This window comes from Streptococcus infantis (genome assembly GCF_019929665.1).
Taxonomy (GTDB): domain Bacteria; phylum Bacillota; class Bacilli; order Lactobacillales; family Streptococcaceae; genus Streptococcus; species Streptococcus infantis_H.
On sequence record NZ_JAHZPZ010000004.1, the window covers coordinates 26327 to 50672 of the forward strand.

Annotated in this window: 25 protein-coding genes; 21 read left to right on the top strand and 4 right to left on the bottom strand. The window is 38.0% G+C overall.

Annotated features, from left to right (window positions below; genetic code table 11):
- The first annotated feature begins 93 nt into the window (after window positions 1-93).
- Window positions 94-1572 carry an IMP dehydrogenase gene (gene guaB / locus K1I61_RS07130; RefSeq protein ID WP_223334373.1) on the top strand — a complete coding sequence of 493 codons (1479 nt, stop codon included), beginning with the start codon at window positions 94-96 and terminating at the stop codon, window positions 1570-1572.
- 54 nt (window positions 1573-1626) lie between these two features.
- Here the strand turns inward: guaB and recF are convergent, their stop codons facing one another.
- The gene (recF, locus tag K1I61_RS07135; protein ID WP_223334375.1) at window positions 1627-2718 is read right to left on the bottom strand and encodes a DNA replication/repair protein RecF; all 1092 of its coding nucleotides are present in this window, start codon (window positions 2716-2718) and stop codon (window positions 1627-1629) included.
- A gap of 2 nt (window positions 2719-2720) precedes the next feature.
- A complete protein-coding gene (yaaA, locus tag K1I61_RS07140; protein ID WP_223334377.1) occupies window positions 2721-3089 on the bottom strand; it encodes a S4 domain-containing protein YaaA in 369 nt (122 codons plus the stop codon).
- A 159-nt stretch (window positions 3090-3248) separates the two neighbouring features.
- Here yaaA and yfmF point away from each other — a divergent pair, with 159 nt between their 5' ends.
- The 12 genes from yfmF (at window position 3249) to tsf (ending at window position 14406) form a co-directional block, all read left to right on the top strand.
- Complete coding sequence (gene yfmF / locus K1I61_RS07145; protein WP_223334380.1) at window positions 3249-4499, top strand: EF-P 5-aminopentanol modification-associated protein YfmF; 1251 nt, start codon at window positions 3249-3251, stop codon at window positions 4497-4499.
- Complete coding sequence (gene yfmH / locus K1I61_RS07150) at window positions 4496-5776, top strand: EF-P 5-aminopentanol modification-associated protein YfmH (protein WP_223334381.1); 1281 nt, start codon at window positions 4496-4498, stop codon at window positions 5774-5776. Before yfmF ends, yfmH begins: the two co-directional genes overlap by 4 nt.
- Before the next feature lie 42 nt (window positions 5777-5818).
- Entirely contained in the window at window positions 5819-6643 is an 825-nt protein-coding gene (gene rodZ / locus K1I61_RS07155) for a cytoskeleton protein RodZ (RefSeq protein WP_223334383.1), read from the top strand.
- A gap of 11 nt (window positions 6644-6654) precedes the next feature.
- Window positions 6655-7194, top strand: coding sequence for a CDP-diacylglycerol--glycerol-3-phosphate 3-phosphatidyltransferase (gene pgsA / locus K1I61_RS07160; protein ID WP_004250966.1), 540 nt, complete (start codon window positions 6655-6657; stop codon window positions 7192-7194).
- A 2-nt stretch (window positions 7195-7196) separates the two neighbouring features.
- On the top strand, window positions 7197-8024 hold the full coding sequence (locus K1I61_RS07165) for an energy-coupling factor ABC transporter ATP-binding protein (protein ID WP_223334386.1): 828 nt from the start codon (window positions 7197-7199) through the stop codon (window positions 8022-8024).
- Window positions 8009-8848 carry an energy-coupling factor transporter ATPase gene (locus K1I61_RS07170; RefSeq protein WP_223334388.1) on the top strand — a complete coding sequence of 280 codons (840 nt, stop codon included), beginning with the start codon at window positions 8009-8011 and terminating at the stop codon, window positions 8846-8848. The genes K1I61_RS07165 and K1I61_RS07170 overlap by 16 nt, the downstream gene beginning before the upstream one ends.
- The gene (locus K1I61_RS07175; protein WP_006149079.1) at window positions 8841-9635 is read left to right on the top strand and encodes an energy-coupling factor transporter transmembrane component T family protein; all 795 of its coding nucleotides are present in this window, start codon (window positions 8841-8843) and stop codon (window positions 9633-9635) included. Before K1I61_RS07170 ends, K1I61_RS07175 begins: the two co-directional genes overlap by 8 nt.
- Window positions 9636-9666: 31 nt before the next feature.
- Window positions 9667-10488: a rod shape-determining protein MreC gene (gene mreC / locus K1I61_RS07180; protein WP_223334390.1), complete on the top strand. Its 822-nt coding sequence runs from the start codon at window positions 9667-9669 to the stop codon at window positions 10486-10488.
- Window positions 10485-10979: a rod shape-determining protein MreD gene (gene mreD / locus K1I61_RS07185; RefSeq protein ID WP_223334392.1), complete on the top strand. Its 495-nt coding sequence runs from the start codon at window positions 10485-10487 to the stop codon at window positions 10977-10979. Before mreC ends, mreD begins: the two co-directional genes overlap by 4 nt.
- A 93-nt stretch (window positions 10980-11072) precedes the next feature.
- Window positions 11073-12281, top strand: a complete 1209-nt coding sequence (gene pcsB, locus K1I61_RS07190; RefSeq protein ID WP_223334394.1) for a peptidoglycan hydrolase PcsB — start codon at window positions 11073-11075, stop codon at window positions 12279-12281.
- Between the two features lie 224 nt (window positions 12282-12505).
- Window positions 12506-13288 (top strand): 30S ribosomal protein S2, encoded by a 783-nt coding sequence (gene rpsB, locus K1I61_RS07195; protein ID WP_045613298.1) that lies wholly within the window; start codon window positions 12506-12508, stop codon window positions 13286-13288.
- Between the two features lie 77 nt (window positions 13289-13365).
- Window positions 13366-14406 (top strand): translation elongation factor Ts, encoded by a 1041-nt coding sequence (tsf, locus tag K1I61_RS07200; RefSeq protein ID WP_223334395.1) that lies wholly within the window; start codon window positions 13366-13368, stop codon window positions 14404-14406.
- An 88-nt stretch (window positions 14407-14494) separates the two neighbouring features.
- Here the strand turns inward: tsf and cysK are convergent, their stop codons facing one another.
- Together cysK and K1I61_RS07210 are read right to left on the bottom strand one after the other, a co-directional pair.
- Window positions 14495-15421: a cysteine synthase A gene (gene cysK, locus K1I61_RS07205; RefSeq protein ID WP_006149073.1), complete on the bottom strand. Its 927-nt coding sequence runs from the start codon at window positions 15419-15421 to the stop codon at window positions 14495-14497.
- A 155-nt stretch (window positions 15422-15576) separates the two neighbouring features.
- A complete protein-coding gene (locus K1I61_RS07210; protein ID WP_223334397.1) occupies window positions 15577-16212 on the bottom strand; it encodes a YigZ family protein in 636 nt (211 codons plus the stop codon).
- 55 nt (window positions 16213-16267) lie between these two features.
- Between K1I61_RS07210 and K1I61_RS07215 the strand changes: the two genes are divergently transcribed.
- The 8 genes from K1I61_RS07215 to K1I61_RS07250 all read left to right on the top strand — a co-directional run bounded on the left by K1I61_RS07215 (window position 16268) and on the right by K1I61_RS07250 (window position 24308).
- Window positions 16268-17566: an ATP-dependent helicase ComFA gene (locus K1I61_RS07215; protein ID WP_223334399.1), complete on the top strand. Its 1299-nt coding sequence runs from the start codon at window positions 16268-16270 to the stop codon at window positions 17564-17566.
- Entirely contained in the window at window positions 17563-18225 is a 663-nt protein-coding gene (locus K1I61_RS07220) for a ComF family protein (protein ID WP_223334401.1), read from the top strand. Before K1I61_RS07215 ends, K1I61_RS07220 begins: the two co-directional genes overlap by 4 nt.
- A 79-nt stretch (window positions 18226-18304) precedes the next feature.
- Window positions 18305-18853 (top strand): ribosome hibernation-promoting factor, HPF/YfiA family, encoded by a 549-nt coding sequence (gene hpf / locus K1I61_RS07225; protein WP_004250989.1) that lies wholly within the window; start codon window positions 18305-18307, stop codon window positions 18851-18853.
- A 152-nt stretch (window positions 18854-19005) separates the two neighbouring features.
- On the top strand, window positions 19006-20979 hold the full coding sequence (locus tag K1I61_RS07230; RefSeq protein WP_223334403.1) for a GGDEF domain-containing protein: 1974 nt from the start codon (window positions 19006-19008) through the stop codon (window positions 20977-20979).
- Entirely contained in the window at window positions 20976-21428 is a 453-nt protein-coding gene (rplI, locus tag K1I61_RS07235; protein WP_004250991.1) for a 50S ribosomal protein L9, read from the top strand. Before K1I61_RS07230 ends, rplI begins: the two co-directional genes overlap by 4 nt.
- Window positions 21429-21470: 42 nt before the next feature.
- Window positions 21471-22829, top strand: coding sequence for a replicative DNA helicase (gene dnaB, locus K1I61_RS07240; RefSeq protein WP_223334405.1), 1359 nt, complete (start codon window positions 21471-21473; stop codon window positions 22827-22829).
- Window positions 22826-23092, top strand: coding sequence for a Veg family protein (locus K1I61_RS07245; RefSeq protein ID WP_223334407.1), 267 nt, complete (start codon window positions 22826-22828; stop codon window positions 23090-23092). The genes dnaB and K1I61_RS07245 overlap by 4 nt, the downstream gene beginning before the upstream one ends.
- A 94-nt stretch (window positions 23093-23186) precedes the next feature.
- The gene (locus tag K1I61_RS07250; RefSeq protein WP_223334409.1) at window positions 23187-24308 is read left to right on the top strand and encodes an SH3 domain-containing protein; all 1122 of its coding nucleotides are present in this window, start codon (window positions 23187-23189) and stop codon (window positions 24306-24308) included.
- Window positions 24309-24346 lie beyond the last annotated feature (38 nt).

Consider the following 24346-nt stretch of genomic DNA (forward strand, 5'->3'; position numbering starts at 1 on the left):
TATAAATTTAATTGACAAATTTTCATAGAATGGTATGATAGATACAATACAAAAAGCGTTTAGCTCAATAAAGAAAGAAAAGAGGAAACTTCAATGTCTAATTGGGACACTAAATTTTTGAAAAAAGGTTTTACCTTTGATGATGTATTGCTAATTCCAGCAGAGAGTCATGTGTTGCCTAATGATACGGATTTAACAACAAAATTGGCAGATAATTTGACTTTAAATATCCCAATTATTACAGCTGCAATGGACACTGTAACAGAAAGCCAAATGGCCATTGCAATCGCGCGTGCAGGTGGACTTGGAGTTATCCATAAAAATATGTCTATTGAGCAACAAGCTGACGAAGTTCGAAAGGTAAAACGTTCTGAAAATGGTGTTATCATTGATCCATTCTTCTTGACTCCTGAACATACAATCGCTGAAGCAGATGAACTCATGGGCCGTTACCGTATCAGTGGTATCCCAGTGGTTGAAACTCTAGAAAACCGTAAGTTAGTTGGTATTTTGACCAACCGAGATTTGCGTTTCATTTCTGATTACAACCAACCAATTTCAAAACACATGACTAGTGAAAACCTAGTTACTGCTCCGGTTGGTACAGATTTAAAAACTGCTGAGAGTATTCTTCAAGAACACCGTATTGAAAAACTACCTCTAGTTGACGAAGAGGGTCGTCTTTCTGGTTTAATCACCATTAAAGATATTGAAAAAGTGATTGAGTTCCCAAATGCGGCAAAAGATGAATTCGGTCGTCTTCTAGTTGCTGGTGCAGTAGGTGTTACTTCTGATACATTTGAACGTGCAGAAGCCCTCTTTGAAGCAGGAGCTGATGCTATTGTTATCGATACTGCCCATGGTCACTCAGCGGGTGTACTTCGTAAAATCGCTGAAATTCGTGCTCATTTCCCAGACCGTACACTGATTGCTGGGAACATCGCTACTGCTGAAGGTGCGCGTGCTCTTTATGATGCAGGTGTTGACGTTGTTAAAGTCGGTATTGGTCCAGGGTCAATCTGTACAACTCGTGTTATTGCTGGTGTAGGAGTTCCCCAGGTAACAGCAATTTACGATGCAGCAGCAGTTGCTCGTGAATATGGTAAAACAATTATCGCTGATGGTGGAATCAAATATTCAGGAGATATTGTAAAAGCCCTTGCTGCTGGAGGAAACGCAGTGATGCTCGGATCAATGTTTGCAGGAACAGATGAAGCTCCAGGTGAAACTGAGATCTTCCAAGGGCGTAAGTTCAAGACATACCGCGGTATGGGTTCAATCGCTGCTATGAAGAAGGGTTCAAGCGACCGTTACTTCCAAGGTTCTGTCAATGAAGCAAACAAACTCGTTCCAGAAGGAATCGAAGGTCGTGTTGCTTATAAAGGTGCAGCAGCTGATATTGTTTTCCAAATGATTGGTGGTATTCGATCTGGTATGGGTTACTGTGGTGCTGCTAACTTAAAAGAATTACATGACAATGCTCAGTTTATCGAAATGTCAGGTGCTGGTCTAAAAGAAAGCCATCCACACGATGTGCAAATCACTAATGAAGCACCTAACTATTCAATGTAATAAAAAAATCTCCTGTTAAACGGGAGATTTTTTTATTTTACATAGATGTAAATTTTAATTTACAGTTAATTGACCATTATCTACTGTAAAGACGCTCAAGTTATCAGGCAAGTTTTGAAGATGGTCTAAACTAGTAGTTGTAATAAACGTTTGAATGTTATGAGAAATAGTTTCCAATAATTTAAGTTGACGAGTATTGTCAAGTTCACTCATGACATCGTCAAGCAAAAGAATGGGAGATTCTTTGGTAATGCTCTCCATCAATTCGATTTCAGCAAGTTTTATAGAAAGTACCAAGCTACGATGTTGCCCTTGACTTCCGAAACTTGCTTCCATTCCATTAATCATGAAAATCATATCATCCCGATGAGGACCAACTCCAGTATTCTTTTTAAATAAATCTCTGGACCTACTTTTTTGAAGAGCTGCATAGAAAGATTCAGCCAAATGTTCCTTGTCAACAAAATTTACAGAAGGTTGATAGATGATTGACAGTTCTTCTAACTGATCTGAGATGTCAAAATGTTTTTTCTTGCCAAAGAGTTCCATTTTCTGGATAAAGTTAGTTCGATGAATCATTACACGGCATCCATATTCTACCAGTTGGTCATCAAGAACAGATAGGAAAGTCTCGTCTATGTTTTGTGTAGATTTGAGATAGGTATTTCTCTGTTTAAGGATGTGGTTATAACTTGACAGGTCTGACAAGTAAATCGGTTTGATTTGTCCTAATTCTATGTCAATGAACTTACGACGAATGGCCGGAGCACCTTTGACAAGTTGTAAATCTTCTGGAGCAAATAAGACAACATTCATATGACCAATATAGTCTGATAGGCGAGCTTGCTTTAAGTGATTTACTTTAGTAATTCGCCCTTTTTGTGTTAGGTCAATTTCGAGTGGAATGCTTGCTGTTTTCTTTTGCAAGATTCCAGAAACTTGCAGTTGTTCTTCTTCAAATTGAATTAAATTTTTATCGGTCTTTGTACGATGACTTCTCGTTAAGGCTAAAAAATAAATACTTTCAAGAAGATTGGTTTTTCCTTGAGCGTTTCGGCCAACAAATACATTTAATTTTGGATTAAAATTAACTTCAACATCTCGATAGTTACGAAATTGTTTAATGGATAGATTTTTCAGCCACATATTTATCTACCTGGGAAACGTGGTGCAGGTTTTGCTTTTGTTGACTGGTTCTTTTTCGCTGGCTTTTTTTGTACCTTTTTATTCATTTCCTTGACAAGTTTAGCTACACGTTCTTTCTCAAGTTTTTCTAGACGAAACTCCTCTAGTTCTTCTGATGTTGGTTGAACTAGAACAATTTGAGTTTTTAAATCAGGGATTTCAATAGTGTCCCCAATCCTAATTTTTTTGCCTCGACGATTTTCTAATTCTCCATTAAGATATACAAGATGGTCCGCTAAAAAAGATTTAATAGCACCTCCACTTTGGATGATTCCAAGATCTTTCAAAAGAGCTTGGAGAGTAATAAATTCTTCAAATAATTTGTATTCCATAGTTCACCTCAATCTTTGGTATTATACCATATTTTGCTTAAAATAGTGGAGAAGAAACCCGTTGAATGAAAACGATTTTAATTTCAAAAGAGTCAAAGAGAACAGGAAAAATTTTCGTTTTCATGGTATAATAGAACTCTATGTAAAAGGAGGTAAAATATGGAGTTATTCCCTGGAATTGCAGTGCATTTTATCCAATCTAAAAAGTTTAAGACAAATAAAATAACCATGCGTTTCACAGCTCCATTATCTCTGGATTTAATCTCTGGTCGCATGTTAAGTGCCAGTATGCTTGAAACTGCTAATAAAGTCTATCCAACTGCTCAGGTTCTTAGAAAACATCTGGCATCATTGTATGGAGCAGATTTGTCAACTCATGCTTATAGAAGGGGACAAAGTCACTTAGTAGACGTGAGTTTAACTTATGTTCGAGATGAATTTTTAAGTAAGAAAAACGTATTAACTGCTCAGATTTTAGAATTATTGTATCAAGTCATATTTAATCCATTGTCAAATGAAGATGAATTTGAGAACAATGCCTTTGAAATTGAAAAAAAACAATTGTTGGCGAGATTAGAATCAGAATTAGAGGATCCTTTCTTCTTTGCCCATAAAGAATTGGATCAGTTGTTTTTCCAAGAGGAATCAATGCAGTTAGTTCCTAGAGATTTAATTGCCAGAATTTCCGAAGAGACTTCTAAATCTTGCTATTCAAGTTTTCAAAAAATGCTGAAAGAAGATAGGATTGATTTATTCTTTTTAGGTGATTTTAATGAAATTGAAGTCTTAGAAAACTTGAAGAAATTTAACTTGACAGGTCGTAAAAAAACTGTAAACATTCAATATCAGCAAGGTTATTCAAATGTTCTTAGAGAAGGAGTTGCTAGAAAAAACCTAGGTCAGTCTATTCTAGAAATGGGTTATCATAGCACAATTGGTTATGGAGAAGACCAAAAGATGGCCTTGCTTCTCGTGAATGGTTTACTTGGAGCTTTCCCGCACTCTAAATTATTTACCCAAGTTAGAGAAAAGGAAGGGTTGGCCTACACTGTTTCTAGTCACTTAGATCTCTTTAGTGGATTTTTAAGATTGTTTGCTGGGATAAATCGTCAAAACCGAAACAAGGTAAGAAAATTGATGAATGGTCAATTGTTAGCTATCAAAAATGGTAGATTTACAGATGCTGAAGTTAATCAAACTAAGGAAATGATTCGTAGGACGATGTTGTTGAGTCAGGATAATCAAGATTCGATTATAGACAGAGAATACTTAAGCCTCTTTTTTGGTAAATCGGCTTTAGAACTGGATACTTTGATAGAGAGACTAGAGCAAGTTGACAAGGATGAAATCTGTAGGGCGGCATCTAGTTTGAAATTGCAGGCTATCTATTTTATGGAAGGAGCAGAATGACTAGAGTTACTTTTCAAGAGAAATATTATCCTGCTGTAAAGGAAACTCTTTATCAAGCAAAATTAGAAAACGGATTGACAGTTTCTTTACTTCCTAAAAATGATTTTAACGAAGTTTATGGTGTAGTAACTGTCTATGTTGGTTCAGTTGACACTGAGTTTACAGATAGAGATAGTAAAAAGAAAACATATCCTAAGGGGATTGCTCATTTTTTAGAACACAAACTTTTTGAAAGAGAAAATGCTGAAGACATTATGACTGCTTTTACTGAACTAGGAGCAGAAAGCAATGCCTTTACAAGCTTTACAAACACAAGCTATCTTTTTTCAACTTCTGACTATGTTACTGAGTGTTTAGACTTACTTGACGAACTTGTTACTAGCTTTAACATTACTGAAGAATCCGTTGAACGAGAAAAGGATATCATTCAACAAGAACGCGAAATGTATCAGGATGATCCTGATTCTTGCTTGTTCTTTAAAACACTTGCAAATCTATATCCGAAAACTCCACTTGCTTCAGATATTGTTGGGACTGAAGATTCGATAGAAGATATTAGTTTAGAGGATCTACGAGATAATTTTGATGAATTTTACACTCCTGTCAATAGCCATATTTTCCTCGTTGGAAATTTTGATTTAGAGTTGATACAGAATTATTTCTCGCAAAAGGGTGTTGGAGTTCGTATAGTTCAAAATCCAAAAGAAGCAATCGCTTTACACCCTGTAAAGAAGGTTGAGATCATTCGTATGGATGTTGCATCACCTAAATTAGCAATTGGTGTTCGAACGAATTCTGATATGAGTCACCAGGATTGTTATCGATATAGCGTCTTACTAAGAGCTTTATTTACGATGATGTTTGGTTGGACTTCTAAAAGATTTCAGAGTTTGTATGAAACTGGGAAATTAGATTCTTCATTATCTTTAGAAGTTGAGATCAATCAACGTTTTAACTTTTTGATGCTGACAATGGATACAAAGGAACCTGTTGCTATTTCGCATCAATTCCGAAAGGCAATTCAGAACTTTGCTACCGATTCGGATGTATCAGAGGAACATCTTGATTTAATCAAAAGTGAAATTTATGGAGAATTTATCCATAATATGAACTCTTTAGAATTTATTGCGACCCAATATCAGTCACATTCTGACGAAACAACCCTGTTTGATTTGCCAAAGATTATACAGGAAATGACCTTGGATGATGTTCTTGAGGTAGGACATCATTTTATCGACAATAGTGAAATAGTTGAATTTACAATTTTTCCACTATAGCCATTGAAATATAAAATAGACTAGAAAGAAGGCATGGTAAGTATGAGAAAAAAAACAATTGGTGAAGTGTTACGTTTAGCAAGAATCAATCAAGGTTTGAGTTTAGAGGAATTGCAGCGCAAGACAGACATTCAACTGAATCTGCTTGAGGCTTTAGAATCAGATGATTTCGACCAATTGCCAAGCCCTTTTTATACACGTTCTTTTTTGAGGAAGTATGCTTGGGCAGTTGAGTTGGATGAAAACCTTGTTTTAGACGCATATGATTCAGGGAGTATGATTACCTATGAGGAAGTTGATGTTGATGAGATAGAACTATCAGGTCGTAGACGTTCCAATCGTAAGAAACGTTCTTTGCTTCCGCTGTTTTACTTCATTCTCTTCTCCTTGTCTATTATAATTTTTGTTTCTTATTATGTTTGGAATTACATTCAAACACAACCGACAGAAACAACTTCAGCTAACTATAATGTTGTAACTACTACAAATGCAACAACTAGTGAAACAACAACTAGCAATCAAACCACTAGCCCATCAAGTTCGAGTGACGCATCAACTGTGACTGTTTCAGGCCAGGGAGATGTTATATCGGTAGAATATAAAACTGCTAAAGATACTGCCGAACTTCAACTATCTGTGACGGATGCAACAAGCTGGATTAGTGTTTCAGATACTGACTTGGCTGGAGGGACTACTCTTGAGCCAAATAATAAAACAGCCAAAACAACAGTTTCTAAAGGATCTCCAGTAACTATCACATTAGGCGTTGTCAAAGGCGTGAAAATCAAGATCGATAATCAGGAAATTGATACTTCGAAATTAACTGGTCAAACTGGCTGGATTACACTGAAATTAGGTTCAAATTAAGGAAGGATAACATGAAAAAAGAGAATATTCCTAACATACTGACGCTTGGTAGAATTTTATTTATTCCGATTTTTGTTCTCCTTCTATCATTTGGACAATCTCCTGTGTTACATAAAATAGCAGCAATTATTTTTGCCATTGCCAGTATCACTGACTATCTAGATGGCTATTTAGCTAGAAAATGGCAAGTAGTTAGCAATTTTGGGAAATTCGCGGATCCGATGGCTGATAAGTTGTTGGTTATGTCAGCCTTTATCATGCTAGTAGGTTTAAATATGGCTCCTGCTTGGGTGGTAGCTGTTATCATTTGTCGTGAACTTGCAGTTACTGGGTTGCGCTTGCTTTTAGTTGAAACCGGAGGGACTGTTTTAGCTGCAGCAATGCCAGGAAAAATCAAAACATTTAGCCAGATGTTTGCGATTATCTTCTTGTTATTCCATTGGAATTTACTTGGTCAGATAACTCTTTATATCGCTTTGTTCTTTACAGTTTATTCGGGTTATGATTACTTCAAGGGAAGCGCGTATTTGTTTAAAGGAACCTTTCGCTAGATATGGAATCGATTATTGAAATTAAGAATCTGTCATTTCGATACCAGGCAGATCAAGAACACTATGATGTTCATAACATTTCGTTTCACGTGAAACGTGGAGAATGGTTGTCTATTGTTGGTCATAATGGTAGTGGAAAATCAACAACTGTTCGCTTGATTGACGGTTTGCTAGAATCGGAATCTGGAGAAATTTGGATAGACGGTGATTGCCTAACTCCGGAAAACGTCTGGGGAAAAAGACGTAAGATTGGTATGGTATTTCAAAATCCTGATAACCAATTCGTGGGGGCAACCGTAGAAGATGATGTTGCTTTTGGACTAGAAAATCAAGGGATTCCACTTGAAGAGATGAAGAAACGAGTTTCTGAAGCTCTGTCATTAGTTGGGATGGCTGAATTTACTAAAAAAGAACCAGTTCGCTTGTCAGGTGGCCAAAAACAGAGAGTGGCTATCGCAGGAGTTGTTGCTCTGCGACCAGACATTTTAATTTTGGATGAAGCTACAAGCATGTTGGATCCAGAGGGGCGTCTAGAGTTGATTAAGATTGTCCAAAAGATTCGTCAAGACCACCATATGACAGTCATATCCATTACACATGACTTAGATGAGGTGGCCATGAGTGACCGTATTTTGGTAATGAAAAAAGGAAAAATCGAATCAACTAGTACTCCTAGAGAACTATTTTCTAGGTCAGATTTAGATCAAATTGGTTTAGATCAACCCTTTGTCAACCAATTAAAAGAATCGCTACGTACTAGTGGCTTGAAATTACCAGAGCACTACCTGACCGAAGAGGAGCTCGAGGAGGCTTTATGGGAATTATTCTAGACAATGTGAGTTATACGTATCAGGAAGGAACCCCCTTTGCCTCAGCTGCCTTGTCCGATGTTAATTTGTCAATAGAGGATGGGTCTTATACAGCAATTATTGGGCATACAGGAAGCGGGAAATCTACAATTCTACAACTTCTGAATGGTTTGTTGGTTCCCACAAAGGGGAGTGTTCGTGTCTTTGATACATTAATTACATCAACATCCGTCAATAAGCAAATTCGTCAAATTCGCAAACAAGTGGGCTTAGTCTTTCAGTTTGCAGAAAATCAAATCTTTGAGGAGACTGTCTTAAAAGATGTGGCTTTTGGACCTCAAAATTTTGGAGTTTCTGTAGAAGAGGCAGAAACTATTGCGCGTGAAAAACTAGCTTTAGTAGGAATTGATGAGTCACTCTTTGGACGTAGTCCCTTTGAGCTTTCAGGCGGACAAATGAGAAGGGTTGCGATTGCTGGTATTTTGGCGATGGAGCCTAGCATTTTGGTCTTAGATGAGCCAACAGCTGGTTTGGATCCAATTGGTCGAAAAGAGTTAATGGCCTTGTTTAAAAAACTTCATCAGGATGGTATCACGATTGTTTTAGTGACCCATCTGATGGATGACGTGGCCGAATTTGCTGACCAAGTTTATGTGATGGAAAAAGGAAAGTTGGTCAAGAGTGGGAAGCCAAGTCTTGTTTTTCAAAATGTCGAATTTATGGAAAAAATCCAATTAGGTGTTCCAAAAATCACAAGATTTGCTCAAAGGCTAGCTGAACGAGGGGTTTCTTTTAAACAATTGCCGATAACGATAGAGGAGTTTAAGGAGTTCATCAATGGATAACATGATTTTAGGTCGTTACATACCAGGAAATTCGATTGTTCATCGTTTGGATCCTCGTAGTAAGTTAGTGGCAATGATTTTATTGATTATGATCGTTTTTTGGGCCAATAATCCAATAACTAATGTGATCCTTTTCGTTGTAACAGGTATATTTGTAGCCTTATCTGAGGTCCCCTTATCCTTTTTCATAAAAGGTTTGCGGTCTATGTTCTTTCTGATTGCTTTTACAACCCTTTTTCAACTTTTCTTTATCTCTGGTGGAGATGTCTTGTTCGAGATGGGGTTTATTAAAATAACGAGTCATGGCATTGAGCAGGCGGGAATCATTTTTTGCCGCTTTGTGTTGATTATCTTTTTCTCAACCTTACTTACCTTGACGACCATGCCATTAAGCTTGGCTACAGCAGTTGAGTCCTTGCTTGGACCCTTGAAAAGATTTAAGGTTCCTGTTCATGAAATCGGACTCATGTTGTCTATGAGTTTACGTTTTGTACCAACCTTAATGGATGATACGATTCGAATTATGAACGCTCAAAAGGCGCGTGGTGTTGATTTTGGAGAAGGAAATATAATCCAAAAAGTTAAGGCTATGATTCCTATTTTGATTCCTTTATTCGCTACGAGTTTAAAACGAGCGGATTCTCTTGCTACAGCCATGGAGGCTAGAGGATATCAAGGTGGTAACGGACGCAGTCAGTACCGGCAGTTGAATTGGATGAATAAAGATAGTGTGGCCTTACTCCTGGTATGTGTGTTGGGTTTGATTCTATTTTTGTTGAAATCCTAAAGTGAAGTATAGAATGAGATAGGGTAGAGGTATGAACCGTTTTAAAAAATCAAAATATATCATTGTTCTATTTGTCATTGTGTTAGTAGTTTCTGCTCTTTTAGTAATGACGAAATCAAGTACAGTTGTGACAAAAGCTGGAGATGGCATTTCTCTGATAGATAGAATTGTGCAAAAACCATTTCAATGGTTAGAATCTACAAAGTCAGATTTAGGAAATTTGACGAGAGCTTATAATGAGAATGAAGCTCTTAAAAAAGAATTCTATCAAATGGAAAAGGAAAAGAATGAAGCAGATCGCTTAAAAGAAGAAAATGAACAACTGCGCCAATTGCTAGATATGAAGTCAAAATTGAATGCGACTAAGCTAATTGCTGCGGATGTTATCATGAGAACTCCGGCGACTTGGAAACAAGAATTAACAGTTAATGTTGGTTCGCAACAAGGTGTAACAACTAGTATGCTTGTTGTTTCTGGTGGAGGATTGGTTGGAAGCGTTGAAAACGTAGAAGACAACTCAACTGTGGTCAATTTATTAACGAATGCTGAAAATACAGAGAAGATTTCTGTTAAAATCCAGCATGGGTCTAATAGTATTTATGGTATTATCGTTGGCTATGACAAGGAAAAGGAACTGTTGAAAATTAGTCAGCTAAATAATAGTGGAGATATTAGTCAAGGTGATAAAGTGGTAACTGGAGGTTTGGGGAACTTCAATACTACAGACATTCCTGTAGGAGAAGTCGTATCTGTGACCCCTACTAATGATTATCTGACAAGAGAAGTTATGGTCAAAATGCATGCTGATTCAATGAATCTTAAAGTCGTAGAGTTAGTGGGGAATCCATCATGAGACTTTTTAAGCAAATAGGGATGTTTTTGCTCTTGCCCGTAATCATTTTAATAGATAGCCACTTAGGACAATTTGTAAATAGCTTTTTCCCACATTTTCAAATTGTAAGCCACTTCATCTTCATCTTCTTATTATTCGAGACAATCGAAGTATCAGAATATCTGTTTTTGGCCTATTGCTTGGTTCTAGGACTTATATACGACATCTATTTCTTCCATCTGATAGGGATAGCCAGTCTTCTTTTTGTGATTATTGGAGCAATCGTATATAAAAGCAACTCTGTTATTTTGTTAAATAGATGGACAAGATTATTAGCTATTTTAATGATGGTTTTTACATTTGAATTTGGTAGCTTTATCCTAGCACACGTGGTAGGATTGACTGCAGAAAATCTACCTGTTTTTATAGTTTATAGTCTGGGCCCTACTATGATATTGAATTTTATATGGATGATAGTTTTCCAATATATTTTTGAAAAAATATATCTATAAGAAAGAAACAAAACTGTAATAAAGGCGTAATATTTATTAGGCCTTTTTTTGATATACTAGTATTGTCTTTTTAAAGAAGGAGTATTTACATTTATGAAGAAAAAAATTCTAGCATCACTTTTGTTAAGTACAGTATTGGTTTCACAAGGAGCTGTTCTTTCAAGTGTTAAAGCTAATACAACAGATGAAAAAATTGCAGCTCAAGATAGTAAAATTAGTGAGTTGACAACGCAACAAAAGGAAGCTCAAAAACAAGTTGATGAGATTCAAACTCAAGTTACAGCTATTCAAACAGAACAAGAAAAGTTGCAAACTGAGAATGAAACTCTTCAAGAAGAATCTAAAAAACTTGAAGGCGAAATCACAGAGCTTTCAAAAAATATCGTAGCTCGTAATGAATCGCTTGAAAACCAAGCTCGTAGTGCACAAACTAACGGAACTGCTACAAGCTACATTAATACAATTATTAACTCTAACTCAATCACAGAAGCTATTTCTCGTGTAGCAGCTATGAGTGAAATTGTATCAGCTAACAACAAAATGTTGCAACAACAAAAAGAAGATAAAAAAGCTATTGCTGAGAAACAAGTTGCTAACAATGAAGCAATCAACACAGTTATTGCCAACCAACAAACACTTGCAGATGACGCCCAAGCTTTGACAACAAAACAAGCTGAATTGAAAGTGGCTGAGTTGAATCTTGCAGCAGAAAAAGCTACTGCAGAAGGTGAAAAAGCTACCTTGCTAGAGCAAAAGGCGGCGGCTGAGGCAGAAGCGAAAGCAGCGGCAGAAGCAGAAGCGGCTTACAAAGCTCAACAAACAAGTCAACAACAAACAGTTGCAGCTTCAGCAAACACAACATTTGCAGCACAAGTACAAGCAGCTTCAAGTTCTTCATCTTCATCAGATGATGACTCAAGTTACACACCTGCAGCAACTCCTGTAAGCCATCGTCCTACATATAGTACAAATGCTTCAAGTTATCCAACAGGTGAATGTACATGGGGAGCTAAAACATTAGCACCTTGGGCTGGAGATTACTGGGGTAACGGAGCGCAGTGGGCAACAAGTGCAGCTGCAGCAGGTTTCCGTACTGGTTCTCAACCACAAGTTGGTGCGATTGCATGTTGGAATGATGGTGGCTATGGACACGTAGCGGTTGTTACAGCTGTTTCATCTACAACAAGTATCCAAGTATCAGAATCTAACTACGGTGGAAACCGTACGATCGGTAACAAACGTGGATGGTTCAACCCAACTACAACTTCTGAAGGTTATGTTACTTACATCTATCCAAACTAATGAAAAAATTGAGACTCTTTCCGAGTCTCTTTTCTTGTCTTTAAATTGCGAAGTTCTGCTAAAAAACTATCAAAATAGCTTGATAATATTGAGAAATTGTGGTAGAATGAAACTTGTCGTGTGAACGATAATACTCATTCTTGATGAATTGTGAAACTGTTGCCTTTGGGTTGTTTTGCAAGCTGAAATCGAGAAGAGGAAAAAACAAAAAAGGAGAAATACTCATGGCAGTAATTTCAATGAAACAACTTCTTGAGGCTGGTGTACACTTTGGTCACCAAACTCGTCGCTGGAACCCTAAGATGGCTAAGTACATCTTCACTGAGCGTAACGGAATCCATGTTATCGACTTGCAACAAACTGTAAAATACGCTGACCAAGCATACGACTTTATGCGTGATGCAGCAGCTAACGATGCAGTTGTATTGTTTGTTGGTACTAAGAAACAAGCTGCTGACGCTGTTAAAGAAGAAGCAGAACGTTCAGGTCAATACTTCATCAACCACCGTTGGTTGGGTGGTACCCTTACTAACTGGGGAACAATCCAAAAACGTATCGCTCGTTTGAAAGAAATCAAACGCATGGAAGAAGAAGGAATCTTCGACGTTCTTCCTAAGAAAGAAGTTGCACTTCTTAACAAACAACGCGCTCGTCTTGAAAAATTCTTGGGTGGTATCGAAGACATGCCTCGCATCCCAGATGTAATGTACGTAGTTGACCCACATAAAGAGCAAATCGCTGTTAAAGAAGCTAAAAAATTGGGTATCCCAGTTGTAGCGATGGTTGACACAAACACTGATCCAGATGATATCGATGTAATCATCCCAGCTAACGATGACGCTATCCGCGCAGTTAAGTTGATCACAGCTAAATTGGCAGACGCTATCATCGAAGGTCGCCAAGGTGAAGATGCTGTAGCAGCAGTTGAAGCAGAATTTGCAGCTTCAGAAGCTCAAGCAGACTCAATCGAAGAAATCGTTGAAGTTGTAGAAGGCGACAACGCTTAATTCGTATAAATAGTAATTACCTAGGAGGGCGGGGCTTAGCCCGGCTCTCCTATTTTTAAAAATATAGGAGAATCAAAATGGCAGAAATTACAGCTAAACTTGTTAAAGAGTTGCGTGAAAAATCTGGTGCTGGTGTTATGGACGCTAAAAAAGCACTTGTAGAAACTGACGGTGACATCGAAAAAGCAATCGAATTGCTCCGTGAAAAAGGTATGGCTAAGGCAGCTAAGAAAGCTGACCGTGTTGCTGCTGAAGGTTTGACTGGTGTTTATGTGAACGGTAACGTTGCAGCAGTAGTTGAAGTAAATGCTGAAACTGACTTCGTTGCGAAAAATGCTCAATTCGTTGAATTGGTAAATGCAACTGCAAAAGTAATCGCTGAAGGAAAACCAGCTAACAACGAAGAAGCTCTTGCTTTAACAATGCCTTCAGGTGAAACTCTTGAAGCAGCTTATGTGTCTGCAACAGCAACTATCGGAGAAAAAATCTCATTCCGTCGCTTTGCTTTGATTGAAAAAACAGATGCACAACACTTCGGTGCTTACCAACACAACGGCGGACGTATCGGTGTTATCTCTGTAATCGAAGGTGGAGACGAAGCACTTGCTAAACAAATCTCAATGCATATTGCTGCGATGAAACCAACAGTTCTTTCATACAAAGAATTGGATGAGCAATTTGTTAAAGATGAGTTGGCTCAATTGAACCACGTAATCGACCAAGATAACGAAAGCCGTGCAATGGTTAACAAACCAGCTCTTCCACACTTGAAGTATGGATCAAAAGCACAATTGACTGATGAAGTTATCGCTCAAGCTGAAGCTGACATTAAAGCAGAGTTGGCTGCAGAAGGTAAACCAGAAAAAATCTGGGATAAAATCATTCCAGGTAAAATCGATCGCTTCATGCTTGACAACACTAAAGTTGACCAAGCATACACACTTCTTGCACAAGTCTACATCATGGATGACAGCAAGACAATTGAAGCATACCTTGAATCAGTTAACGCTTCAGTAGTTGAGTTCGCTCGCTTTGAAGTTGGTGAAGGTATCGAAAAAGCTGCAAATGACTTTGAAGCTGAAGTTGCAGCTACAATGGCAGCAGCTTTGAATAACTAATAATAAAAAGAGGAAGCAAGTTTGCTTCCTTTTTCTTTTATTAAAAATTTAAAAAGCCCTATAACAAGGGCTTTGTGTATTTAGGAGACTACACTTCGAATTCATAGAGTGCTGTAGATAGGTAACGTTCTCCGTTATCTGGTGCAAGCGCAAGGACTTTTTTACCTGCCCCAAGTTTTTTAGCAACTTCGATTGCTGCATAGATAGCTGCGGCAGAAGAAATACCTACCAAGAAGCCTTCTTTTCCACCAATTTCGCGACCAAGTGCAAGAGCATTGTCTGATGTCACGCGAACGATACCATCATAAGCTTCTGTATCAAGTGTTTCTGGGATGAATCCTGCAGAGATACCTTGAATTTTGTGAGGTCCTGGTTTTTCACCTGACAAGATAGCTGACTCGTCTGCCTCAACTGCAAAAACTTGAATGTTTGAGTTAGCAGTTTTAAGAGCATGAGAAACACCTGAAATAGTTCCTCCAGTACCTACACCAGCAACAAAGGCATCTAAACCATCAGCTCCGAAATCAGCTAGAATTTCAGCTCCTGTTGTTCTTTCGTGAACTTCTGGGTTAGCTTGGTTATTAAACTGTAATGGTAGGAAACCATCGCGTTCAGCAGCAATTTCTTGCGCTTTTGCAATCGCACCTTTCATACCTTCACTACCAGGAGTGAGGACTAGTTCAGCACCATAAGCTTGGATAATCTTACGGCGTTCAACACTCATTGTTTCAGGCATAACGATGACAACTTTATAACCTTTAGCAGCACCAACCCATGAAAGACCGATACCAGTGTTCCCGCTTGTTGCTTCTACAATAGTAGATCCTGGTTTCAGTTTACCCTCTTGCTCTGCTTTTTCAATCATGCTGAGAGCAATGCGGTCCTTAACGGATGAACCTGGGTTAAAAGCTTCTAGTTTTACGTAAACGTCTGCTGCACCTTCTGGTACAATGTTATTCAATTTAACAATCGGTGTTTTTCCGATAAGTTCTGTGATATTGTTATAAATAGCCATGTTAGCACCTCTTTATATAAGATGCTTCTAGTATAACGCTAACTTTGACTTTTGTAAAATATAGAAATCCTATCGAAGCGATAGGATTTTTTTATAACAATCAGAAAAATAGTCAGTGTAAATCTAAAAATTGAGGGAAGGTATTTTAAATTGCTTTACACAAGGTTTACAGGGACTTCAACTTCTCGTAAGCCTTGATCTGTTAGGATAACCTTCCCATTAAAAAATTCTATGAGGGCAGCTTTGGTATCCTCTTTATCCTCTTTATCGACAAAGATAATTGTGTCAACTTGATCTGTAAAGTTGGTTTCGAGTTCCATAAGATTATGTTCTTTAAGAAAATTCCCATACTCTTGATATTGAGCATAGCTCATTTGAATTTGAATCCCTGCTTGTTCTTTAATTTCAACAATTCCAATTTCTTTGACAGCTAAGGCAACACTACCTGCATAAGCGCGAATGAGGCCTCCGGCACCCAGCTTAATACCACCAAAATATCGGGTAACAACTACACAGACATTAGTAAGATTGTGGTTTTCTAGAACTCCTAGCATAGGTACACCAGCAGTTCCACTTGGCTCCCCATCATCACTGGTTCGCTTGATTTCACTGCGCTCACCGACAATAAAAGCAGAGCAGTTGTGGGTAGCCTTATAGTGTTCTTTTTTGATAGCAGTGATAAAGTCACGAGCTTCTTCTTCACTATAGACACGTTTTGCATGGCAAATAAATCGTGATTTTTTGATTTCTTCTTGGACTTGTCCGTCCTCTTTTATCGTTCTAAATTCCATATTTTTATTGTACTAAAAAATAGTCTAAAGTTCTATATTTTACGAATAAAGAAGTATGAAAATAAATCCAAATTATCTTGGTCGACTTTTTACAGAACAAGAATTAAGCTCTGAAGAACGACAACAGGCGGAGAAGCTGCCAAGCATGAGAAAAGAGAAGGGGAAACTCTTCTGTCAACGATGTGATAGTATGATTCAAGATGAATGGTCTCTACCTATTAATGCTCATTACTGCCGAGAATGTTTATTGATGAAGCGAGTTAGGAGTGATCAGGCCTTATATTATTTCCCTCAAGAAGATTTTCCTAAACAAGATGTTCTTAAATGGAAGGGACAATTGACTCCATTTCAAGAGAAAGTATCAGATGGCTTACTTCAAGCAGCAGAGAATCAGGAACCGACTTTAGTTCATGCAGTGACTGGCGCTGGGAAGACAGAGATGATTTATAAAGTTGTTGCGAAAGTTATTAATGATGGTGGTGCAGTTTGTCTAGCCAGTCCACGAATAGATGTTTGTTTGGAATTGTATAAGCGATTGAAGAATGACTTTGCTTGCGAAATAGCTTTACTGCATGGCGAGTCTGAACCATACTTTCGAACACCACTAGTTGTTGCAACAACTCATCAATTATTAAAGTTTTACCACGCTTTTGATTTACTAATAGTAGATGAAGTAGATGCATTCCCTTATGTTGACAACAAGATACTTTACAAAGCTGTAAAGAATTGTGTAAAGGAAAATGGACTCAGAATTTTTCTCACTGCAACTTCTACAGATGAGTTGGATAAGAAGGTTCGCTTAGGGGAGCTAAAACGTCTAAGCCTGCCAAGACGGTTCCATGGAAATCCTTTAATTATTCCAAAACCCGTTTGGCTATCTGATCTGGATAAATGTTTGGATAAGTTTCGCCTACCACCAAAGCTAAAAAGATATGTGGAAAACCAGAGAAGAACTGGCTGCCCCTTACTAATATTTGCATCAGAAATTACAAAGGGAGAGAAGTTGAAGGAAATCTTACAAGAGAAATTTCCAAATGAGAGAATTGGTTTCGTATCCTCAGTTACTGAAAATAGATTAGAGCAAGTTCAAGCTTTTAGGGATAGGGAATTGACCATATTGATAAGCACAACAATATTGGAGCGCGGAGTTACCTTCCCTTGTGTTGATGTCTGTGTCGTAGAAGCAAACCATCGTCTCTTTACAAAATCAAGTCTCATTCAAATTGGAGGACGTGTAGGTCGCAGCATGGATAGACCTACAGGAGATCTAATTTTCTTTCATAATGGATTAAATCGTTCGATTAAGAATGCTATAAAGGAAATTAAACTGATGAACAAGGAGGCAGGCCTATGATTTGTTTACTATGTGCCCAACATTTGAAGAAAAATCTAACCTTTGGAGAGCTTCTTTTTTTGAAAAAGGAGGAGGGCTCACTTTGTTTAGCTTGTTACTCAAGTTTTGAAATGATTGGGGAAGAACATTGCCCAAATTGTTATAAAAAGGGAGTGTCAACTTCATGTCAAGATTGTCAACTTTGGTGTAAAGAAGGGATTGAAGTAAGCCATAAAGCGATTTTTAGTTATAATCAAGCTATGAAAGACTTCTTTAATCGTTACAAATTTGATGGCGATTATATTCTCCGAAAAGTTTTTGCAATGATTTTAAATGAGAATTTAAAAAAATACAAGGATTATCATTTTATTTTAATACCGTTAAGCCCTGAGAGGTATGCAAAAAGAGGTTTTAATCAGGTTGCAGGCCTAATAGAAGCGGCAGGGCTTTCCCATCTGGATATATTAGGAAAAAGAGAAGAAAAAGCCAGTTCTTCTAAAAATCGTTTGGAGCGTTTGGCCACGGAACTTCCGTTTTTTATTAAAGAAGGCAGTAGGATTCCAAAGAAGATTCTATTGATTGATGATATTTATACGACAGGAGCGACTGTTAACCGTGTCAAGAGTATGCTAGAGAATGCAGGAGCAAAAGAGGTTAAAACATTTTCCCTCGTAAGATGAGGAAAAAGATTGCAAAAAGATTATGAAAGCGTTATAATAAATGTAGAAAAACAAATATGTTTAGAAAGAAGGTACTTATATGATTAAATATAGTATCCGTGGTGAAAACCTAGAAGTAACTGAAGCAATTCGTGATTATGTAGTTTCTAAACTCGAAAAGATCGAAAAATACTTCCAAGCAGATCAAGAATTAGATGCGCGTGTCAATTTGAAAGTGTATCGTGAAAAGACTGCTAAGGTAGAAGTAACAATTCCACTTGGATCTATTACTCTTCGTGCAGAAGACGTTTCTCAAGATATGTATGGATCTATTGATTTGGTGACAGATAAGATTGAACGTCAAATCCGTAAAAATAAAACTAAAATTGAACGTAAGAACAGAAATAAAGTTTCTACTAGCCAACTATTTACAGATACCTTGGTAGAAGAGACAGATGCTGCTCAACCTAAAGTTGTTCGTTCAAAACAAATTGATTTAAAACCAATGGACCTTGAAGAAGCACTTCTTCAGATGGACTTATTGGGCCATGATTTCTTCATTTATATCGATGTTGAAGATGAAACAACAAATGTCATTTATCGACGCGAAGATGGAGATATTGGTCTTCTTGAAGTGAAAGAATCATAATCCTTAATATGCTTAGATTAAAAAGGTGGTTTACACTAGTGTAAACCACCTTTTGTGTTCATAAATACTACATTTGAGCACAAGTGCTATTCCTTCTTTAAAGGTCGCTTTTTCAGTGCAAATATGGTATAATATTGCGCAAGAGGTTTGTAATGAAAAAAAATGAAATGAATCCCTTTTTTATATACTTATTTGTTGGGATTGCCTTTATAATCATGACTGTATTGGTTATTTTTCTTCAAAATAACCTAGTCACAATAGCATGCTTATTTTTCTTGATGGTAGCATTTCTTTTGCTATTTTATTTTCAGAAGAAATTTTATCAAAAAACAGAAATTGAACAAATCCAATACGTAAACCATCAGGCGGAAGATAGTTTAAGTTCACTCTTAGAACAGATGCCGGTTGGAGTTGTCAAGCTAAACATGGAAAGTAGTGAGATTGAGTGGTTCAACCCCTACGCAGAGTTAATGTTGACAACGGAAGATGGAGAAATTGACCTTCCTCAAGTTCAAGAAATTATAAAAACATCCATATCTTCTCCTGGAATTTATGCAAATGTGGGGGAAAAACGTTATGCGGTACATCTAGATAGAAATTCTGGCGTGCTCTACTTTTTTGACGTTTCTGGAGAGTACGAAGCCACAGTAGAATTGGTTACAAGTCGTCCTGTTATTGGTATTATTTCGGTAGATAATTATGATGATTTAGAGAACGAAACATCTGAATCAGACATCAGTCATATTAATAGTTTTGTCGCAAATTTTGTATCAGAATTTACTGGAAAATATCAGATGTTTTCTCGTAGAGTGACCATGGATCGTTTTTACTTATTTACCGACTATACGGTATTAGAGCAATTGATGCAGGATAAATTTTCTGTAATTGATACCTTCCGTGAAGAAGCTAAGCAGAGAGATTTAGCCTTAACCATGAGTATGGGCTTGTCATACGGTGATGGCGATCATGAGGGTATTGGTAAAGTTGCTTTATCAAATCTCAACCTTGCAGAAGTTCGAGGTGGAGACCAGGTCGTTGTAAAAGAAAATGATGAGACGAAAAATCCAATTTATTTTGGTGGTGGTTCTGCAGCTTCTATTAAGCGAACAAGAACACGTACAAGAGCAATGATGACGGCAATCTCTGAAAAGTTGAGAAGCGTTGACCATGTCTTCGTGGTTGGTCATAAAAACTTAGACATGGATGCTTTAGGCTCTGCTGTTGGTATGCAATTGTTCTCGAGTAACGTCTTGGATGAAAGTTATGTGGTCTATGATGCAGAACAAATGTCTCCGGACATTCATCGTGCCATTCAATTTTTAGAGAATGAGGGAGTAACAAAACTCATCCCTCTAACTCAAGCTATGGGAATGGTCACTAATCGTTCCTTGCTAGTGATGGTCGACCACTCTAAGACAGCTTTAACCTTGTCAAAAGAGTTTTATGATTTGTTTACACAAACCATCATTATTGACCACCATAGACGAGATCAGGATTTCCCGGAAAATGCTGTTATCACCTATATCGAGAGTGGAGCAAGTAGCGCGAGCGAGCTTGTAACAGAGTTAATTCAATTCCAAAACTCTAAGAAAGCACGCTTAAGTCGTATCCAAGCTAGTGTTCTTATGGGCGGTATGATGCTGGATACTAAGAATTTCACCTCTCGTGTAACTAGCCGAACCTTTGACGTGGCAAGTTATCTAAGAACACGTGGTAGTGATAGTATTGTAATTCAAGAACTTGCGGCGACTGACTTTGAAGAGTATCGATTGGTTAATGAGCTAATCTTGCAAGGACAGGCCGTACAACCTTCTATTCTTGTAGCTCAGGCCAAGGATGATAAGGAGTATGATATTGTAGTGATTAGTAAAGCAGCTGATACTATGTTAGCTATGTCAGGTATTGAAGCTAGCTTTGTCATTGCTAAAAACAGCCAAGGGGATATTTCCATTTCTGCACGAAGTCGAAGTAAGATCAATGTGCAACGGATTATGGAAGAATTGGGAGGTGGAGGCCACTTCAACTTGGCAGCTGCCCGACTGACAGATATGACTCTGCAAGAAGCAGGTGATAAACTAAAAACCATTATTTCTAATGAAATTAGAGAAAAGGAGACAGAAGAATGAAAGTAATCTTTTTAGCAGATGTAAAAGGCAAAGGAAAAAAAGGCGAAATCAAGGAAGTGCCAACAGGTTATGCGCAAAACTTTTTGATTAAGAAAAACCTTGCTAAAGAAGCGACTTCACAAGCAATTGGTGAGTTGCGCGGGAAGCAAAAATCTGAAGAAAAAGCACATGCTCAACTTCTTGCAGAAGCACAAGAAATCAAGGCGAAACTTGAAGCAGAAGAAACAATTGTTGAGTTTGTTGAAAAAGTTGGTCCAGATGGAAGAACTTTTGGTTCAATTACTAGCAAGAAAATTGCGGAAGAGCTCCAAAAACAATTTGGAATTAAAATTGATAAACGTCATATTCAAGTTCAATCTCCAATTCGAGCAGTTGGCTTGATTGATGTTCCGGTAAAAATTTATCAGGATGTAACTAGCGTCATCAATCTTCGTGTAAAAGAAGGATAAGCTAGATTTGAGTAATGATTTTGTAAAAGGAAGGAAAGTCTGATGGCAGAAGTAGAGGAACTACGAGTTCAGCCCCAGGATATTTTGGCAGAACAATCTGTATTGGGAGCTATATTTATCGATGAGAGTAAACTCGTATTTGTTCGAGAATATATTGACTCTCGAGACTTCTTTAAGTATGCTCACCGTTTGATTTTTCAGGCCATGGTTGATTTGTCAGATCGAGGCGAAGCCATTGATGCAACGACTGTTCGTACGATATTAGATAATCAAGGTGATTTGCAAAATATTGGTGGCTTGTCCTACCTTGTTGAGATTATCAACTCTGTACCAACCTCTGCAAACGCTGAATATTATGCAAAGATTGTAGCAGAAAAGGCCATGCTTCGTCGCTTGATTGCCAAGTTGACAGAGTCTGTCAATCAAGCATATGAGGCTTCTAGTCCTGTAGATGAAATCATTGCACGAGCAGAAAAAGGTTTGATTGATGTCAGTGAGAATGCGAACCGTAGTGGTTTTAGAAATATTCGAGACATCCTAAATCTTAACTTTGGAAATTTAGAAGCGCGTTCACAACAAACTTCTGATATTACAGGGATTGCAACTGGTTATCAGGACCTGGATCATATGACAACTGGTTTGCACGAGGAGGAGTTAATCATTCTTGCTGCTCGTCCTGCGGTCGGTAAGACTGCTTTTGCCTTGAATATTGCTCAAAATATCGGAACCAAGCTAGACAAGACCGTTGCAATTTTCTCACTTGAGATGGGTGCTGAGAGTCTGGTCGATCGTATGTTAGCTGCCGAAGGACTAGTAGAGTCTCACTCTATCCGTACAGGGCAATTGACTGAGGAAGAGTGGCGCAAATATACGATTGCTCAAGGTAATCTTGCAAAAGCAAGTATCTATATCGATGATACACCAGGGATTCGAATCACAGAGATTCGTTCTCGTGCGAGAAAATTGTCTCAGGAAACAGGCAATCTTGGATTGATCTTGATTGACTACCTGCAGTTAATTACAGGGACTGGTCGTGAGAACCGTCAGCAAGAGGTGTCAGAGATTTCACGTCAGTTGAAAATTCTAGCCAAGGAACTGAAGGTGCCTGTTATCGCGCTAAGTCAGCTGTCACGTAGTGTTGAACAACGTCAAGATAAAAGACCGGTGCTATCAGATATTCGTGAGTCTGGATCTATCGAGCAGGATGCGGATATCGTAGCCTTTCTCTATCGAGATGACTATTATGAACGTGGTGGCGAAGAAGAGGAAGGTCTTCCAAATAACAAGGTAGAAGTTATTATTGAGAAGAACCGTAGCGGGGCACGTGGAACGGTAGAATTGATTTTTCAAAAAGAGTATAACAAGTTTTCAAGTATTTCGAAGAGAGAGGAACAAAGATGACAGATGCATTTACAGATGTAGCCAAGATGAAAAAAATCAAAGAAGAAATCAAGGCGCATGAAGGACAAGTCGTGGAAATGACCTTGGAAAATGGTCGTAAACGCCAAAAGAATCGCTTAGGAAGACTTATTGAAGTCTATCCATCACTCTTTATCGTTGAATTTGGGGATGTTGAAGGGGACAAACAGGTCAACGTCTACGTTGAATCCTTCACGTATTCTGATATCTTAACGGAAAAGAATTTGATTCACTATTTGGATTAAGGTTGAAAGTGGGAGTTTTCTCACTTTTTTATTTTTCTTTCGAATGATATAAATGAGGTCAACCTCAAAAATTTATCTATTCGAAGGAGAATGAATGACATATAGTAAAAAGGGAACTTTTCTTAAGAGAACGACAGTAGGGACAGCTTCCCTACTGTTAGCAGGTGCTTTTTTGTTTGGTGGAGGAGCTGTTCATGCCAATCAGGCAAACAATGGCTCACTGGCACAAGGAGATGATTATCCCTATTATTATAAAAATGGAAGTCAAGAAATTGATAAGTGGCGAATGTACTCAAGACAGTGTACTTCATTTGCTGCCTTTCGTCTTAGCAGTGTAAATGGTTTTGAGTTACCAGCTGCGTATGGAAATGCAAATCAATGGGGATATAGGGCTAAAAGAGAAGGCTATCGTGTCGATCAGCATCCAGCAATTGGCTCTATAGCTTGGGATGCAAGCGGACAGTATGGCCACGTAGCCTGGGTATCCAATGTCCTTGGTGACATGATTGAAATCGAGGAGTACAATTATGGTATTAGAGAGAAGTACAATCGTAGAATTGTGAAGGCAAGCTCTATGACTGGCTTCATTCATTTTAAAGATGTCGGACAGGCTAGTACAGGAAATCATCAGGCAACTTTAGTATCTAGTGGAACCCATGTTTTTACAGAAAAAGCTGCTATTATGAACCAGCCATCACAAGCGGCTGAGATTATTGACTATTACTATCCTGGAGAAAGTGTTCATTACGATCAGACTCTTGAAAAAGATGGCTATAAATGGATTAGTTATCTATCCCGAACTGGGAATCGCAGATATGTCCAGATAGCTAAAACAGCAACTGCTAAGAATGGATGGGAAAAACAGGGGACAATCTGGTACTACTATGAAAATGATAAAGTGGCTCTTGGTTGGAAAAAGATAAACGGTAGTTGGTACTATTTCCAAACAAGTGGTGCCATGAGAACCGGTTGGCTAAAAGACGGTTCCAAGTGGTATTACCTGAAATCGTCTGGAGAAATGCAGACAGGATGGTTAAAGGATAAGGGCATCTGGTATTATCTCGAAAGCTCGGGTGCTATGAAGGCTAGTCAGTGGTTCCAAGTTTCAGGGAAATATTATTACGTGAACGCATCTGGAGAATTGGCAGTAGATACGACTATCGATGGATTCCAAGTTGACAGCAATGGTGCGCGAGTGGAAGAATCACCCCAATAAGCCTTCACCAAGAATCTAACTCTTAGCAATGGTATTTT